We start from the raw sequence: 16,751 nt of genomic DNA, 5'->3' as shown, positions 1-16,751 counted from the left end.
GATACAGTTTACTTTTGAGGCAACTTCTTATAGCCTCCTTTAAATACATCCCCTACCAACAGGTGCTTACATGCAGCAACCCAACGATTGCCCCCACCATCTTGTACATGTTACAGACCACGACCCCGGCTATACACGCCAAAAATGGGGGCGAGGCTTTGTTTATAAAGATTGTAAAGGAAAGAAGATCTCCGATGAAAAAGTCCTTGCCAGGATCAAGGAGCTGGTAATACCCCCTATTTGGGATCGCGTGTGGATTTGTCCGCTGGAAAATGGCCATCTTCAGGTTACCGGTTACGATCTGAAAGGACGCAAGCAATACCTTTACCACAAAGCATGGGTCGAACACAGGCAAAACTCAAAGTACAGCAAGCTGGCGCAGTTTGGAATGACCCTGCCCGTGATCAGGAAAAAAGTAGAAGAGCACATCAACCTCCGGGGCTGGCCTAAGGAAAAAATACTCTCCATGATCGTAATGCTACTGGATGAACACTACATCCGGATCGGTAACAAGTATTATGAGAAACAAAATCAGACCTATGGCCTGACCACGCTGAGGCGTAAACACCTGGCCGAAAAGAACGGCAAACTCTACCTGAGTTACAAAGCCAAAAGTGGCAAATACCGCGAAGTGCAAATAGCCAGCAAAAAACTGGTAAAACTCATAAAAAAAATATCAGAACTTCCGGGCTATGAAATATTCAAATATCAGGACGACGACAAAGCCATACAGCGCCTCGATTCGCAGGAGGTAAACAGATACCTGGAAAATATATCAGGAGATTGTTTTACTGCTAAAGATTTTCGCACCTGGGGAGGTACCGTGCTGGCCATCGACTACCATAAGCAGGTGCTTAGAGAAGTAAAAGAAAACCCACGCTTAAACCTGGAAACCAATATTGTGAAAAAAGTAGCCAAAACTCTGGGTAATACTGTAGCGACATGCCGCGAATACTATATTCATCCAAGAGTGCTGGATGTATTGGTAAACGAAAAGGCCAGGGAGTTTAACAAGCGCCCCTTACCCCCGATCAAATATAAAAATGAGCTTTCCTCGCACGAAAAGTTAGCACTAAAGATCATCACAAACCCATAAAAATTATAATAAGGTGTTGTGTAAAACCCCCGCAGCCGGGGAACGGGTTCTACATAGTTCGGGTCAGAATGAGTGTTTTATTTCCTGAAATGAATATTCATTCTGGCATAATATTAATACCCATTACTGATACACTAAAGCACGTTACCTATGGAAAATCAGCAAAACCAAATTCACCTGAACAATATCCTGAGCTGCATCAATGAGATAGAAAACAACTTTACCGATCTTTCGCATGACCAACTGCTTGATGACGAACTGCGGATGACCCTGTACAGAAACCTGACAATGCTCGGTATGGAAGCCTCAAGGGTTGATATAGTACATCCGTCAATTACTACGCTCAGTAGTTTTGAGAAAGCCGATTATATCAATGGCCTCGGAAAAGATATGTATGCGATCTCCAACTTCATTGTCAATGACCTGGAGTACTTAAAAAAATCTTTGTTATCCATGTTATCCAAATCCCGAAAAAAAATCAAAAAACATGATTTTGCCATGGCCTGAGAGGTAGCAGGTATGCTTTTTGGATTACTTAAATATGAACACCACTAAAACAAAAATTAACATGGACATATTTAAGAAAAAAGAATTTTTGGACCTTGCCGAAGTACAGGATGCCCATTGTGTATCCATATACATGCCTACCCACAGGGTTAGTACTCCGGACAACATCTATAAAGATCATACTTCTCTGAAAAACAGGCTTAAAGAAACTATACAGCAGCTTTCAGGTTTTGGACTGTCTGATGGGGAAGCCAAAGCATATTTAAAGCCTGCCTATGACCTCCTTGAAAATGAAGAGCTTTGGGGTAGGCTTTCTGATGGACTAGCGATATTCATTTATGGAGATGAGTTTAGGTTTTATACCCTGCCTTCGGCATTTGATGACTACTCATTCGTCTCCAACCATTTATACCTCAAGCCTCTGGTAGAGTTTCTGCATGGAGAAGGCCGGCATTTTATCATGAACCTGAGCCTTGGCAACGTACGGTTCTTTGAAGCTACCAGAAATACCATCGTGGAGGTGACTATGGAAGGACTGATACCACAGGCCATTGAAGAAGCCGTAGGAACCGACTACGAGCAAAAATCACTACAATGGAGATCAGGCCAGGGTGAAAAAGGTGATAGCCCCGGGATGTTCCATGGCCACGGTTCAGGAAATGAAACTGAGAAAAAGGACGAGGCCCTCAAGTATTTCAGGGCAATCGATGAAGGCCTGATGAAAATGCTTCACGACGAGCATGCCCCGCTAGTTATAGCATGTGTGGATTACCTCTTCCCGATATACAAGGAAGCCAACACCTATAAACACCTGCAAGACCAGCACATCAAGGGCAACCATGAGCATACAGATATTACCCTGCTCAAAGAGAAAGCCTGGGAGATCGTAAAAGATCAGTTTGACTACGAGAGAAATGAGGCCGAAGGGAAATATCAATTGCAACTGAGTAGAGGCAAAGCCGCTTTTAATGTAGAGGAAGTGATCCCCGCGGCCATTATAGGCCAGGCAGAAACCCTGTTTATCAAACGTGGTGACCATGTATGGGGCACTTACAACAAAGAGAATAACAAAGTCAACATTGACGATATGCACCGCACCGGTAATACCGACCTGCTGAACAAGGCTGCAGTAGAAACCGTAAGGAACGGCGGGGAAGTGTATGTGCTCGAAGAAGACGACATGCCCGATGGGACTACATCCGCAAATGCCGTATTCCGGTACCAAATGTAATATGCTCCCCGGAAATACGCTGTTTGTGTAGTCAAATCCCCGGCGAAACTGTTCCTGAACCCATTCGGATGGAGCATTACAGCAACTTTGGATTTGGCATAATCTTTCCATTCAAACAGTACAACTTGGCAGAGCTAATTTATTCGAACAAAAAAGAGAAAAGACATGAACAACTTACTTGAAAATAAAAAAGTAGCGATTATAGCTACTAACGGATTTGAAGAAATAGAACTTACAGCTCCAAAAGAAGCACTGGAAAGTGCAGGGGCAGAAGTACATATAGTGTCACCAGAGTCAGGAAAAATCAAAGCCTGGGACAAAACCGATTGGGGAGGAGAATACAATGTTGATAAAAATATCAGCGATGTAAGCTCACATGATTACAATGCCCTGTTGCTTCCGGGAGGAGTTTTAAATCCTGACCACCTGAGGACAAACGAAAAGGTAGTGTCATTTGTCAAAAGCTTTATGGCAGATAAAAAGCCCATAGCGGCTATTTGCCACGGTCCATGGACACTGGTAGAAACCGGCCTTTTGAAAGGCAGGAAAGTGACATCCTACCCTTCCATAAAAACAGACCTGATCAATGCGGGTGCAGAGTGGGTAGATCAGGAAGTGGTTGTGGACAATGGCCTCGTTACGAGCAGAAAGCCTGACGACATACCGGCTTTCAATAAAAAAATGCTTGAAGAATTTCGTGAAGGAATACATGAACCTCAGGCCCACTAATCTGTTATAAATATATACCAAGAGGCTGTTTCAGAAATACTTGCCTGGAGCACCCTCTTCTTTTTATATAATAATTTATTAAACCAACCAGAAATAAATGAAACCTTTATATACAGCCGAAGTTACTGCCCAGGGTGGTCGCGACGGTAATATTAAATCGCAGGAAGGAAACCTTAACCTGCAACTTTCCAAGCCCGAGTCTATGGGCGGAGACGGCTCAGCAGGCACCAACCCGGAGCAGCTTTTTGCCGCAGCTTATGGACCTTGCTTTCTGGGAGCCATGAAAGAAATGGCAAAACACCTGAAAGTTGAACTAAGCGACCCGAAGATAATTGTAAAAGTATCGCTGCATGACAACGATGGGAAATTTCATTTGTCAGCGGCCTTAAACGTGGTAGATGAAGCCGTAGAAGAAGACGTGTTAACTGATCTGGTAAAGAAAACGCACCAGGTGTGCCCATATTCCAAAGCAACAAGAGGTAATATGGAAGTTGTGCTTACTGCCAATAAAATTGAAGTTGAAGCCTGATGGAAAACGGAGGAGAACAATTAAGAGATGATATTGCCTCGATTGAAGTGGCAATGTTGACCACTATGGATGACAACCACAACCTGAGAAGCAGACCAATGTACACCCTCCAACTCGATGGCGAGGGTGTACTTTGGTTTTTTACCACCCGTAATTCACCAAAGCTTGACGAGATTGAGGAAAACAACCACGTCAACCTGAGCTATGCTGATGCCAATAGCCATACGTACATTTCTATAACCGGCTCCGCTGTATGCGTTGATGATGACGAACGCAAGGAAAAATTCTGGAGCCCCATCCATGAAGCCTGGTTCCCTCAAGGGAAGGATGATCCTAACCTTTGCCTGCTCAAAGTAAGGATCAAACATGTGGAGCGTTGGGATACCGAAACCTCATCTATGAGGGAGCTTATCAGGGTAGAGGATATCAAATAACCTATCCAATAAAGAAAATTATTTAAAAATGACCAGGCAAGAGCTTAATTGCTATCACTTGTTGATTATAAAACTATTAACACTTAATAACTTTACGGCTCATGATCAATAGCTGCAATGAAAGCAGGTAAGTTTAAAAACATATTGCTTAAAATACTCAAATCAATAGGATGGTTCCTGCTCGGGATCATCCTGTTGCTGGTTATACTGATATTTTCATTAAGGATACCGGCGGTTCAGCAATATGTAACTTCCGAAGCAGTTAAGTTTTATAAGAATAAAACCAACACTGAAGCCAGTATAGGCAGGTTGTACGTTGATTTTCCCACTGCTATCGTTATAGAAGATGTTTATATCGAAGACCAGAAAGGTGATACGTTGGCCTACAGCCACTATATCAGTGTAGATACAGACTTGTGGGGCTTGCTGGACAACCGCTTCGAAATCGATGGCCTTGAAGTAAGGCAGCTAGTTGCCAATATCCATAATCAGGAAACTGATAGCACTTTCAATTTTCAGTTTATACCGGAGGCTTTTGCCACACCGGCCAAACCAATAGACACTACTGCAGCACCATCGAAACCTTTTACATTTGCACTTTATGAAGCTGATATCGAAAATGCCCGGGTCAACTACAACGACCTTTATAACGGCATGAAGCTTTCTGTAGACCTTGGCCATTTCTATGCCGATGTTTCCGAATTTGACCTCAACCAGTCAGTAATTACCGTTGACCAGATTACTCTTGAAAACAGTATCGGCTCCTTCACCATACTCAAAGAAACCACCTCTACGGATACCACATCAGCCCAGGTGATCGATATAGGCGGTCAAAACCTGCTGGTAGACAATGTAAAGTTTACCTTTGAAGACCAGCCCGGCAAGATGAAGGTGTTGACAGACATCGGACATGTAGAGGCAGAGATCAAAGAACTGGACATAGCCAGACAAGTGTATGAAGCCAGCACTATTGCCATCGCCAACAGCTTTGTTTCCATTGATCAGTTCAGTAATCCCGGCGACACAGTTGTAGCTGAGCAGGATACTATACCCGCTGGCGAACTCGAATTGTTGGCATCTGCTGATCAGGCTTCCATTGAAAATATAGGCTTCAGGTTTTACGATCACAATTATGAAGCAGTAAAAGGCTTTGACCCCTACCACATGTGGTTTCAGCAGGTAAGCGCAGAACTGGGCGAAGTGAAATTCCAAAACGGTTATGCTCAGGGTAAGGTCAATAGCCTTTCAGCCAAAGAAAAAGGAGGTATGGACCTGGAGCAGCTAAAAGCAGTGTTTAAGTATGGGCAAGAAGAGTCTTTCGTCAATGACCTTACACTGATTACACAATATTCCAATGTAAACGGAGACCTGAAAGTAACCTATCCGTCCATTGAAGCCCTGCAACAAAACCCGCAGCAGGTTAGTATTCAGGCAGATTTCGAGAGGTCAAAATTTGATATGGAAGACCTTTACTATTTTCAGCCGGCACTGAAATCGCAAATCCCGTACCTCACCGGCAATGCCAGTGATGTGGTGTTTGAAGGACAAATTTCAGGAGCTCTTGCCGATCTGGAAGTATCAGGCTTTTATGCAGAAGCATTCTATTCTACAAAAGTAAGGATAGCAGGAAATGTACAAGGCCTGCCTGATATTAACAAAGCACAATGGGACATAAAACTGCAAGAGCTAACCACCACTAAAAAGGATCTTTATACCATTTTATCTGATACACTTATACCTCCAAATATTAGCTTGCCCCCTTCCATGCAGGTAGCAGGTACTTTTAAAGGTTCCTTAAATGATTTTAAAACCAAAGCAGATGTTACAAGCGCCTATGGAAGCATTAAGGCGGATGTAAACATGGCCATGCTCCCCGATAGCCTGTATACCTACCAGGGGCATGTGGAGGTTGACAGCTTTGACCTCGGAAAACTTATGGCAGGTGACACTACTATAGGCAAACTGACCATGCGGGCCGAAGTGGATGGTAAGGGCTTTACCCTGGAACAGATAAACACCCGTATTGAAGGAAAAGTGGCTTCCCTTGGCTATAATAATTACACCTACAACGACCTCCTGATCAATGGGAAAATACACGCCAAAGAATTTAACGGAGAACTGTCTATGGATGATCCTAATCTCGATTTTGATTTTAATGGTTTGGTAAACCTCAATGACAGCATTCCACGTTACGAGTTTTCATTGGACCTGAGGTCGGCCGACCTGCAGGCCTTGAATTTTTCAAAAAATGACCTGCGCCTGAGGGCAAAAGTAAACTCTGACATTAAAGCGTCATCAGTGGAAAACATCAATGGCACACTGGAAGTGGAGGACTTTGTGATCTCACGGGGAGACGAATTGTATAGGATCGACACCTTTTTATTGTCTTCAACCACCAATAAGGACATCACCGATATTTCCATTTACTCCAGGGTACTGGAGGCAAACTTTGAAGGTAACTTCGATTTGGTAACACTCCCTCATGTGCTACAGCAGCATTTCAACAGGTACTATGCCCTGAATGATGTTGAGGATGTGGAAAAGCTGGCCCATCAGGAATTTACCTTTAACATCAACATCAAACGCCCCCAGTTCTTTTCAGAAATGATTGTTCCCGGATTGGAAGAGCTTCAGCCCGGCCCCATCAAAGGAGAATACAACAGCGAGCAGTGGATGCTGGATATTGATATTATTATACCCAAAGTAGTCTATAATGGAATCACTATCGACTCACTGAACATTGATGTACACTCTGATGAAGAGTACCTGGGTTACGAAACCCGTATCAGAAAACTTGCCACCGGCAGTATGGGTGTAGACCATGTCAATTTTTCGGGTATAGTTGAGGCCGATCACATTGAGACGGACCTGAGGATCCTGGATGACCAGGGAGATGAAAAATACCACTTCGGAGGGATCTTCATCAGCGGCCCCGATTATTACAGGTTCCAGTTCACGCCTGGTGAATTTGTACTCAACTATGACCCCTGGAGTGTAAAGCCCAGCAACAGTCTCGATTTCCATCCGTCTGGCCTTTGGATCAAAAACCTGTTCCTGACCAATGAAAATCAGGAGATCAGGGTAGAATCCATTATAAATCAGAAAGGAGATAGCGTACTCACAACCGACATTTCAAATTTTGATCTGAGTTTTCTGGGCAAGCTTGAGGAGGCCAAAGGCTACCTTGTAGGGGGAATTTTGGACGGGGATATCGACATAAACATGGAGTCGTCCAAATTTGCCTTTACATCCGATATTAATATCAATGACTTTAGCTATAGGGGAGACACTTTGGGTAAAGTGGTACTACATGCCTACAACACCAATGACATTCAATATAATGTAGACCTTGATATAACGAGCCAGACAAATAACCTGAAAGTAGATGGCTACTATCTTGCCGACAGTGTGCCTGCCCTAAACCTGCAGGCCGACCTCGTTCGCCTTGACCTTTCCACGGTGGAATCATTTGCTATGGGACAGTTGCAGGATATGAATGGCCTGCTTACCGGAAACCTAAAAGTAACAGGTACATTGAACGACCCCAACATCAACGGAAAACTTACTTTCAGGGAAGCATCTTTCAGGGTAAGCTATTTGCAGAGCCAGCTAACCATAGATGATGAAAGTATTACGTTTAACCGTACAGGTATCAGTTTTGACGACTTTGTGCTTCATGATAAAGATAATAATGAAGCGAATATTGACGGCAGAATATTTACTGATGACTATACCCTCTATGAATTTGACCTGCAGGTGAGCGCCAATGATTTTCTTTTGCTCAATACCACAGAAGACGACAATGATCTGTTTTATGGAAATATGGCCATCAATGCCAATGCCCGGATAACAGGCACCTCCAACCAGCCGGACATACAACTCAACGTCAGCCCGAAATCAGGCAGTAACCTGACCTATGTTATACCGGAAGAAGAGATCCAGATCCAGGAGCGTGAAGGTGTGGTTGAGTTCTTCGATAAAGACCTTGAGGAGGACCCTTTCCTGGAAGGGGAGGAGGTTTCTACTACTACTGACTCCATTAGTGATGCATTGAAGGGACTGAACCTCACGGCAAAAATTGATGTAGACCGCAACAGTACTTTTAGCGTAGTGATAGACCCGGTAACCGGTGATAAACTTACCGTTCAGGGAGATGCCAATCTGACCTTGGGCATCAAGCCATCCGGCGATATGACTTTAACAGGCCGCTATGAAGTTTATGACGGTGCCTACAATTTGAACTTTTACGGATTGGTAAAAAGGGAATTTGACATTACCCAGGGCAGCTACCTGATATGGACAGGCGACCCGCTCAACGCCCGAATGGATATCACGGCTACCTACACCGTTTCGGCCGTTTATGAAATTCCCGGCGGCATCAATGAAACTTCTACCCAGAAGGCGCCATTTATAGTTTATCTGGATATAAAAAACGAACTGCTTAACCCGGATATCTCATTCAGGCTTGGGCTGGAAGAAAGTGCTGCAGCATCAGGAGCCGAGGCTTTTGTAGCGCAAGTCAATAAAAACCAGAACGACCTCAACGCCCAGGTATTTTACCTGCTATTATTCAAGTCCACTAAAGACCTGGAGTCATTCAGCACGACCGGGGGAGGTGGTAATATAGCAGAATCCACAGCCAGAAGCAGTGCCAGTCGCATCCTAAGCAATCAGCTCAATAAGCTGGCAGGCAAAATTGAAGGCGTGGAGCTAAACCTTGATCTCCAATCATACAACACTTCCGGCACGGAGTCGGGAGGTACTACCCAACTTGAGCTGGGACTGTCCAAACAACTTTTCAATAATCGCGTTGTGGTGAAAGTAGCCGGTAATTTTGGCCTCGAAGGCGAGCGGGCAGAGCAACAGCAGAACCTTTCAGACTTTGCCGGCGATATTCGCATAGAGTATAAACTTACCGAAGATGGCCGTTTCAGGCTGGTTGGGTTCAGGGAAAATGAATACGACAACCTGCTCCAGGGTGAAGTGATAAAAACCGGGGCTGGTATTATTTTCGTACGCGATTACGATTCCTTTAAAGAGTTATTCAAGGTGAAGGACAAGCAGGAAAAAAATCAGCAACAGGAAGAAAATCAAGAAGCAAAAGATTCTACAAACTAGTGAAACCACACCATATTAATATATTATTCTTTATAGTAATTGTGTTGCTTATGGGCGCGTGTAGCGGGGCCAAATACCTTAATGAAGGACAGAAATACTATGATGGTGCTGAAGTGAAGTTTGTTTCCCCAAAAGGTATAAAAGGAAAACCCGAGCTGAAAATAGAATTGGAAGAAATGCTCACACCCGAACCCAATGTGAAGCTACTGGGGTCGAGGCCCAAAGTCTGGTTCTATAATATTGCCGGAGAACCTAAAAAGGAGAAAGGCCTGAAACACTGGATGAAAACAAAGCTTGGAGCCCCACCGGTCTACTATTCGGATGTTGATATTTCCCGTAATGTCAACCTGCTGGAAAACAAACTGAACAATGAAGGATTCTTTCAGGCTTATGTGAACTATGAAGTAAAGGAAGGAAAACTAGCCAACTCCATAGTTTTCAAGGCGCATATAAGCGAACCCTACCGCTATGATACCGTGCGCTTCCCTACCGGCGAAGAGACACTTCCAAGGTCTATAAGAGGTATAAGGGAAGGTACACTGTTAGAAACCGGCCAACGCTACGATTTGGATAAGATGAAAAACGAGAGGGCAAGAATAGAGAAAGAGCTTAAAGACCAGGGATATTTCTATTTTGATGATCAATACCTGCTCTTTCGTGCAGACAGCACAGTGGGCAACAGAGGTGTAGACCTGCACATGACCGTAAAAAATGATGCCCCTGGCAAAGCCCAGGAGATCTATCGTATAGGAGACATTTACGTTTACCCCAATTACCAGTTTGATGAAACCAAAGCATCCGGCCAGGCCGATACCACTATGGTCAACGGTATCCATTATGTACACAGCGATGATACCTTTAAGCCCGAAGTCGTCACCAGGCATGTCAGGTTGAGGGAAGGGAATATCTACACAAAAGAAGCCGAACTGGTCACTCTCAACAGACTTATCCAGCTTGATGTGTTCAAGTTTGTGAATGTTGACTTTAAAGATATGGGGCACCAGGAGTTGCGCGCAGATGTATTCCTTACACCATTTAAGAAAAAATCTATCCGGCTGGAGTTACAGGCCGTTTCAAAATCCAACAACAATGTCGGCCCCAACTTTACGGCATCCTTCCGAAACAGGAATTTCCTGAGAGGTGCCGAACGCTATGAACTCAACCTTACCGCCGGATACGAAGTGCAGGTAGGAGGCCAGACCGACCAGCCATTGAACTCTTACATCCTGGGAGTAGAAAATGTATTGACCGTTCCCCGCTTTGTAACCCCGATCAGGATTGAAAATGTATCATCACGGTTTGTGCCGGAGACAAAATTTAAGCTCGGGTTCAAAACCCTCCAGCGCGTTGACCTGTTCAGATTAAATTCCATCGATATCGACTACGGGTTTTCATGGCATGAGACCAAGACCAGAAGACATGAGCTGTACCCCGTGAGTATTGATTTTATCCAGTTGGGCAATGTATCCGAAAGATTCGACAGCGTCCTTCAGGAGCGACCAATCTTTGCGAGAAGCTACGAAGAGCAGTTCATCATGGGTACCACCTACTCCTTTTATTATAACTCGCAAGGCAAAGAAGAAAGGGTGAATAGAACACACAACTTCTACTTCAATGGAAATATCGATGTTTCCGGTAACCTCGTACACCTGTTGCAGTCAACCACCAGTTCCGAGAAAAATACCGATGAACAGCCCTATCAGCTTCTGGGCTCACCATACTCCCAATTTGTAAAAACGGATTTTGATTTCAGGCACTTCTGGAGGCTAAGTTCCAGTACAAAGCTGGCCTCCAGGCTGATTGCAGGAGTAGGTTATGCTTATGGCAATTCTGTGGTCATGCCTTATACTAAGCAGTTTTCCATTGGTGGTTCCAGTAGCATCCGGGCCTTCAGGGCCAGGTCGGTGGGGCCGGGTATTTACGAAGCCCCCGAAGACCAGAACTACATAGACCAGACAGCGGATGTTAAACTTGAAGGTAATGTAGAGTATCGTTTCGATATCATAGGCGCATTCAAAGGAGCCGTTTTTGTGGATGCCGGTAATGTATGGACCATAGAAAAAGATGAGAACAGGCCAGGCTCAGAATTCGACCCTTCCAGCTTCTACAATCAAATCGCCGTAGGTACAGGTGTAGGCCTCAGGTTCGATGTCCAGTTTTTTGTATTACGGTTCGACCTGGCCTTCCCTCTTAAAACCCCCGCTGACGACAAATGGCGATTTAGTGATATTGCCATCAACGACAGAGAATGGAGAAGCGAGAACCTGTTGTTGAATATTGCAATAGGATACCCTTTTTAATCAATATGTAGATTTTATTCCACAGGTTTAAATGCTGTAAATCAGGCAGAAACAGGGAAGGTTTCGTTTCTGGTGGAATAATGTAAAACTGGTATTCATTTTGGTTCCCATTAAAGTAAGAATTTAAAAAAAAGAATTATGGAACCAGTTAGAAATAGAATAATATCATTGGCCACTGCGGCTTTTATATTAATGGCATTTGTTTTTGGCTCATTCCTTATGTCGGGTTGCCAGGCCAGCAATACCACTAAAGGAGGTGCCATAGGAGCTGCTTCGGGGGGTGCTATAGGAGCAGCCATCGGTAGTGCCTCAGACAATACTGCCGTTGGAGCTATTATAGGTGCTGCCGTTGGAGGTACAGCCGGGGCTTTAATTGGCCGCCGTATGGATAAACAGGCTGAAGAACTCAGGAGAGACCTTGAAGGGGCTGAGGTAGAAAGAGTAGGAGAGGGTATAAAAATTACCTTTGACTCAGGACTATTGTTTGATGTAGATTCATATAATCTGAAGCCGGCTACAAAGGCCAACCTTAATGATCTCGCCAATACACTAAAAAAATATGAAAACACCAACATCCTTATAGAAGGACATACCGATAATACAGGTTCGGATAGCTACAATCAGTCGCTATCAGAGAACCGTGCCGGAGCCGTAACCAATTATCTGAGTGCCCAGGGTGTTGACAGAAGCCGTATTACTACTATGGGTTATGGAGAGTCCCAGCCTGTTGCGGATAATAGCTCGCCCAGCGGCCGTCAGCAAAACAGAAGGGTAGAAGTAGCCATTTATGCCAATGATAAAATGAAAAAGATGGCAGAGAGAGGTGAACTTTAATCAACAAAACCGGATTTATTAAGCATTAAGATTATCCGTTAAACCGATATACATTAATTACAGAAATTAGTTTATCTTAAAACCCCGGTCTCGCCTGGTATGGCAGATGGGGTTTTTCTTTATAGTGGAGTTTTTTGTGTTGAAACAACTTATCATTTTTATTTTAATGTTTTGGCTTTGCTTACCGTTGATGGCACAAAAAAAAGGTAAGCAGCAACCCACAGACAGCGTTCATGTAAAAGGACGAAGCATCTTGATTTTGGGCGACTCTTCTATTTATGTAGAGCACGATACCGTTTTGGTTTTGCCTGATACAGTGGCTGCAAAATTGAAAAGAGACGAAACCAGAAGGAGTGAAGACTTTTACAGAAAAGTGAAAGAGAAGCTTTACAAGACCAGGTTTACCAAAGAGCTATACCGTTTGCTATTTAATGACGTTAAAAAAGAAGAAGATAAGAAGGCAGAGCCGAAAGCAATAATTACCAATGGCAACTATAAAAAATATGAGGGGCAGGTAATTAACAATATCAGAATAAAGAAACTGGAAGTATTCGGAACACGGATTACCGATACAACCAAAAATTATGACTCATGGGCTATTAATATAGCCAATGACATGCATGTATATACCCGGAGCAGGATCATCAAGAGTAACATATTCTTCAAAGAGGGGGACCGGGTAGATCCCGGCTTGCTGACAGATAGTGAACGGATACTGAGGAACCTGCCCTATGTTAAGGATGCCCGTATTTATGTGATCTCCAGGAAAGGAGTTCCCGGAGTGGAAGTGTTGATCATAGTTAAAGACATCTGGTCTATATCCGGTGAAATAAGTGTGGATAATGTCGAACGCAGCGATTTTGCAGTTATTGACAAAAACTTTCTGGGTTTGGGTCATGAGTTCAGGAACGAATTTTTGTACAATACCGAATACGTACCAAAAATAGGTTACAGCGGTACCTACAGTGTCAATAACATCTATAAAACATTCATTACGGGGGAGGTGAATTTTGCCAGGTCTGAGCCACTCGACAGGGCTGGTGTACGTATTTACCGTAATTTCATTACCCCGGAGATCAAATATGCCGGAGGTATAGATATAAACAAGAGCAATATACTCCTTAACAGAATATTTCCTGACACTACCATAGAGTTCTATACTAAATTTAACCAGCAAGACCTCTGGCTGGGGCGGTCATGGCTGATCAGTGAAACAGATGACGGGGTACGGACCAATATTCAGGTAGGTGCCCGTTTTGACAGGACGAGGTACCTTGACAGGCCAGTGGTGGAAAAGGACACCAATCAGCAATTCTTCGACAGGAATTTGTACCTCGTTTCCGTAGGATTTTCACAACGCAGCTACGAAAAAAGTGCCCTTATACTGGGATATGGTAGAACCGAGGATATCCCCAGCGGGTACCTTCTTGAATTTACCACCGGTAAAGAAGTCAATGAATTCTACAACCGCACCTATTTGGGGTGGCGCCTGTCCACAGGGCGCTATTTTGGCCGGTTGGGCTATATCAGACCATCGCTTCATCTGGGAGGTTTTGTGAGAAAAAGTCGTGTAGACCAGGGCGTCTTTAGCCTTCAGGGAGATTATTTTAGTCCATTATACAGAGTTAAAAAGTTTAATTTCAGACAGTTCCTGAGATTACGTTATACCACCGGCATCAACCGCTATGACAACGAGTACATCAATATCAACAATCAGAATGGCGTGAGAGGTTTAAACTATACATTTCTCAGAGGAACCAGAAAATTATCCTTTAGCTCAGAGACAGTCGCTTTTACGCCTTATTATATAATAGGTTTCAGGTTTGCTTTCTTTGCCTTTTTTGATTTGGCCCTTGTAAATGCTGATAATAGTAAATTGCTTAAAAATCAGCTATATCAAGGGTATGGCCTTGGAGTAAGGCTTCGTAATGAAAACCTCGCCATCAATACTATCCAGATAAGGCTGGCGTGGTATCCTGTAACCCCACCCACCACTTCAGGCTTAGGTTTCGATCTGTCCGGACAAGCCCCCTTGCGCATAGCCGATTTCAGGATAGAAGAACCCTCCGTAATAGGTTTTAACTAATTTCTTATTCATCAACAACCCTGTAGAACCCGTTACACGGCATTGCACCCGGTAGTGCCGATAGGTGTAAGCATCGGCCTCTTTTTACTATGGCATGAATTTTTTACTTATTATCAATAAAAGGTGGCCTGCCTGTAATATTCAGTATATAGAGGCCAGCTAACATTTAAATTAAAGTAGAAATGAAACGGATAATAGCAGTTATAGGCATATGTACCCTGTTTGCATTAGGTTGTGAACCCAAAAAAGGTACCGTCGAAGATAAAGGAGCCGTAAAACAAGATACAGTAGACCCTAGAGAGGGGAAAGGAGAGGGAGATGTAGGAGAGGGTGTATATGGCAGATAACCCTTTGTCGAAGAGAAGTTTTTAATTAAAAATACCAGAAGACATGACCAAGGAAGAGCAACAATTACATCTTAACAATATTATTAAAGGTATTGAAGAGATACAGGAGGAAACCAGAGGCCTGAATTACCAGCAGTTCACTGAAGAAGAGCAGGTGAAAGAAGCCGTCTATATGAATTTCCAAATGATAGGACAAGCTGCATATGAACTGGAAAGCGGCTCAGATGATGTTCCCGGATTAAATTTTAAATCCGATGTTTTGAGTGGATTCAGGAATGCCAGGTACAACGAAGAGGCCGAGCTTGACCATCAAATGATCTGGAATGTCATTGAAAATGACCTTGAAATTATCAGGGATGAAATAATTGAAACTTCGGCCGAATTGGACAGACCTTCAGAAAACGAATTGAAAGAAGCAGATATAGAAGGCACCAACCGAAGAAACTGACAGCAGAAAGTAAATCAAGATCTGAAATAAATCAAACCCTAAAATATCATGTTATACGATTTAGACAAACGCAAGAAGAGGGAAGATTTGAACGAAGGTTTCTGGGATGATTTTACCAACAGAGATCTTTTTGAGGATTTTCCTATAAGAAGAAAAAGGCAAAGCAGCCCCTCGATAAATATTATAGAGAATAACGAGGAATTTATCATGGAGTTGATTTCGCCTGGTATGTGCAAGAAAGATTATAAACTCGAAGTGGAGAATGATATACTTTCAATATCAGGCGAAAGAAAGCCAGCAGGTAATGTTGAAGGCAATTATACACGCAGGGAATATCAGGTAACGAATTTTACCCGTTCCTTTCTCCTTCCTGAGTATGTCAACAGCGATGAAATATCAGCCCGTTGCGAAGATGGTATACTTACCATTCACATACCTAAAAAAGAAGAAGCAAGGGTGCAGCAAAAAAGAAATATCAGTATTTCATAAGCATACACCATAAGTCTCACATCCTATAATATTCAGGCCACGCACCTTTAAATCTACTTGTCCGGATTTAAAGCTCAGCGTGGCTTTTCTATATGTCCAAGACAAGAAGCAGTATATTTTATATCATCCCTTAAAGCGGAACAAACGTAAAACCTGTGGAGTAAATAGATTGGAAAGTAAAGCAAGTAATGTGAAACTTGTTGTTGAAAATCAGTAAACCGCGCTTATTGTTATATTATACACCTTTGCCTACTGCTTTTGCCGATTACTATTAACAACTGCCTGTCAGCAAAGAGGTGAAAATTTAAGGTCTCCCTAGAAATTCCGCTTGAATCCTTAAAGCCTGTAGAGTAAAAGATGGAAAATTGAGTTTGTGACATGAAGCTTACCATAAAATTAGTAATCCGGACTATATGTTGTTTAACCCCGGTTTTTGCCAGCTATTTCTGCCAGTGCTATTAGCAGGTGCCTGTCAGGCAGGTATTCAAAATGTTGTGTCTCATAAGAAATTAGGCTTGTTCTCATATTTTTCCAAAGAGTAATCCCTTCCCACTTAGTTTGCCTGTCTGGCTTAAAACTCCTAACTTTTGAGAGTTATAAAAA

13 protein-coding genes are annotated in these 16,751 nt (G+C 43.2%); all 13 read left to right on the top strand.

The annotated features are described in order from the left end of the window. The first annotated feature begins 70 nt into the window (after positions 1-70). The 13 genes from E1163_RS21490 (at position 71) to E1163_RS21430 (ending at position 16,148) form a co-directional block, all read left to right on the top strand. Entirely contained in the window at positions 71-1,096 is a 1,026-nt protein-coding gene (locus tag E1163_RS21490) for a DNA topoisomerase IB (protein ID WP_155174527.1), read from the top strand. Between the two features lie 150 nt (positions 1,097-1,246). Beyond that, a complete protein-coding gene (locus tag E1163_RS21485) occupies positions 1,247-1,603 on the top strand; it encodes a hypothetical protein (RefSeq protein ID WP_155174526.1) in 357 nt (118 codons plus the stop codon). A gap of 61 nt (positions 1,604-1,664) precedes the next feature. After that, entirely contained in the window at positions 1,665-2,834 is a 1,170-nt protein-coding gene (locus E1163_RS21480; RefSeq protein WP_155174525.1) for a baeRF7 domain-containing protein, read from the top strand. Positions 2,835-2,999: 165 nt separating this feature from the next. Then, complete coding sequence (locus tag E1163_RS21475; protein ID WP_155174524.1) at positions 3,000-3,563, top strand: type 1 glutamine amidotransferase domain-containing protein; 564 nt, start codon at positions 3,000-3,002, stop codon at positions 3,561-3,563. A gap of 97 nt (positions 3,564-3,660) precedes the next feature. After that, positions 3,661-4,092: an Ohr family peroxiredoxin gene (locus E1163_RS21470; RefSeq protein WP_155174523.1), complete on the top strand. Its 432-nt coding sequence runs from the start codon at positions 3,661-3,663 to the stop codon at positions 4,090-4,092. Further along, entirely contained in the window at positions 4,092-4,526 is a 435-nt protein-coding gene (locus E1163_RS21465) for a pyridoxamine 5'-phosphate oxidase family protein (protein WP_155174522.1), read from the top strand. Before E1163_RS21470 ends, E1163_RS21465 begins: the two co-directional genes overlap by 1 nt. 117 nt (positions 4,527-4,643) lie before the next feature. Next, the gene (locus E1163_RS21460) at positions 4,644-9,644 is read left to right on the top strand and encodes a translocation/assembly module TamB domain-containing protein (protein WP_155174521.1); all 5,001 of its coding nucleotides are present in this window, start codon (positions 4,644-4,646) and stop codon (positions 9,642-9,644) included. Continuing rightward, positions 9,644-11,944, top strand: coding sequence for a translocation and assembly module lipoprotein TamL (gene tamL, locus E1163_RS31565; RefSeq protein WP_155174520.1), 2,301 nt, complete (start codon positions 9,644-9,646; stop codon positions 11,942-11,944). Before E1163_RS21460 ends, tamL begins: the two co-directional genes overlap by 1 nt. Positions 11,945-12,136: 192 nt before the next feature. Then, the gene (locus tag E1163_RS21450; protein WP_484494438.1) at positions 12,137-12,778 is read left to right on the top strand and encodes a YiaD family glycine zipper/OmpA-like lipoprotein; all 642 of its coding nucleotides are present in this window, start codon (positions 12,137-12,139) and stop codon (positions 12,776-12,778) included. A gap of 190 nt (positions 12,779-12,968) precedes the next feature. Continuing rightward, positions 12,969-14,864, top strand: a complete 1,896-nt coding sequence (locus E1163_RS21445) for a BamA/TamA family outer membrane protein (RefSeq protein ID WP_155174518.1) — start codon at positions 12,969-12,971, stop codon at positions 14,862-14,864. Positions 14,865-15,046: 182 nt separating this feature from the next. Continuing rightward, positions 15,047-15,211 (top strand): hypothetical protein, encoded by a 165-nt coding sequence (locus E1163_RS21440; protein ID WP_155174517.1) that lies wholly within the window; start codon positions 15,047-15,049, stop codon positions 15,209-15,211. Between the two features lie 43 nt (positions 15,212-15,254). After that, a complete protein-coding gene (locus E1163_RS21435; RefSeq protein WP_155174516.1) occupies positions 15,255-15,659 on the top strand; it encodes a HepT-like ribonuclease domain-containing protein in 405 nt (134 codons plus the stop codon). A gap of 48 nt (positions 15,660-15,707) precedes the next feature. Then, the gene (locus tag E1163_RS21430; protein WP_155174515.1) at positions 15,708-16,148 is read left to right on the top strand and encodes an Hsp20/alpha crystallin family protein; all 441 of its coding nucleotides are present in this window, start codon (positions 15,708-15,710) and stop codon (positions 16,146-16,148) included. The last annotated feature ends 603 nt before the right edge of the window (positions 16,149-16,751 follow it).

The organism is Fulvivirga kasyanovii (genome assembly GCF_009711405.1).
Classification (GTDB): Bacteria; Bacteroidota; Bacteroidia; order Cytophagales; family Cyclobacteriaceae; genus Fulvivirga; species Fulvivirga kasyanovii.
The sequence above is the reverse complement of the archived record's forward strand: the minus strand, read 5'-3'. Positions and strand labels throughout refer to the sequence as shown.

Coding starts and splice junctions, on each gene's coding strand:
- E1163_RS21480 (WP_155174525.1), top strand. CDS start 1,665: ATGGACATATTTAAGAAAAAAGAATTTTTGGACCTTGCCGAAGTACAG.
- E1163_RS21430 (WP_155174515.1), top strand. CDS start 15,708: ATGTTATACGATTTAGACAAACGCAAGAAGAGGGAAGATTTGAACGAA.
- E1163_RS21485 (WP_155174526.1), top strand. CDS start 1,247: ATGGAAAATCAGCAAAACCAAATTCACCTGAACAATATCCTGAGCTGC.
- E1163_RS21440 (WP_155174517.1), top strand. CDS start 15,047: ATGAAACGGATAATAGCAGTTATAGGCATATGTACCCTGTTTGCATTA.
- E1163_RS21470 (WP_155174523.1), top strand. CDS start 3,661: ATGAAACCTTTATATACAGCCGAAGTTACTGCCCAGGGTGGTCGCGAC.
- E1163_RS21450 (WP_484494438.1), top strand. CDS start 12,137: ATGGCATTTGTTTTTGGCTCATTCCTTATGTCGGGTTGCCAGGCCAGC.
- E1163_RS21460 (WP_155174521.1), top strand. CDS start 4,644: ATGAAAGCAGGTAAGTTTAAAAACATATTGCTTAAAATACTCAAATCA.
- E1163_RS21465 (WP_155174522.1), top strand. CDS start 4,092: ATGGAAAACGGAGGAGAACAATTAAGAGATGATATTGCCTCGATTGAA.
- E1163_RS21475 (WP_155174524.1), top strand. CDS start 3,000: ATGAACAACTTACTTGAAAATAAAAAAGTAGCGATTATAGCTACTAAC.
- E1163_RS21435 (WP_155174516.1), top strand. CDS start 15,255: ATGACCAAGGAAGAGCAACAATTACATCTTAACAATATTATTAAAGGT.
- E1163_RS21445 (WP_155174518.1), top strand. CDS start 12,969: ATGGCACAAAAAAAAGGTAAGCAGCAACCCACAGACAGCGTTCATGTA.
- E1163_RS21490 (WP_155174527.1), top strand. CDS start 71: ATGCAGCAACCCAACGATTGCCCCCACCATCTTGTACATGTTACAGAC.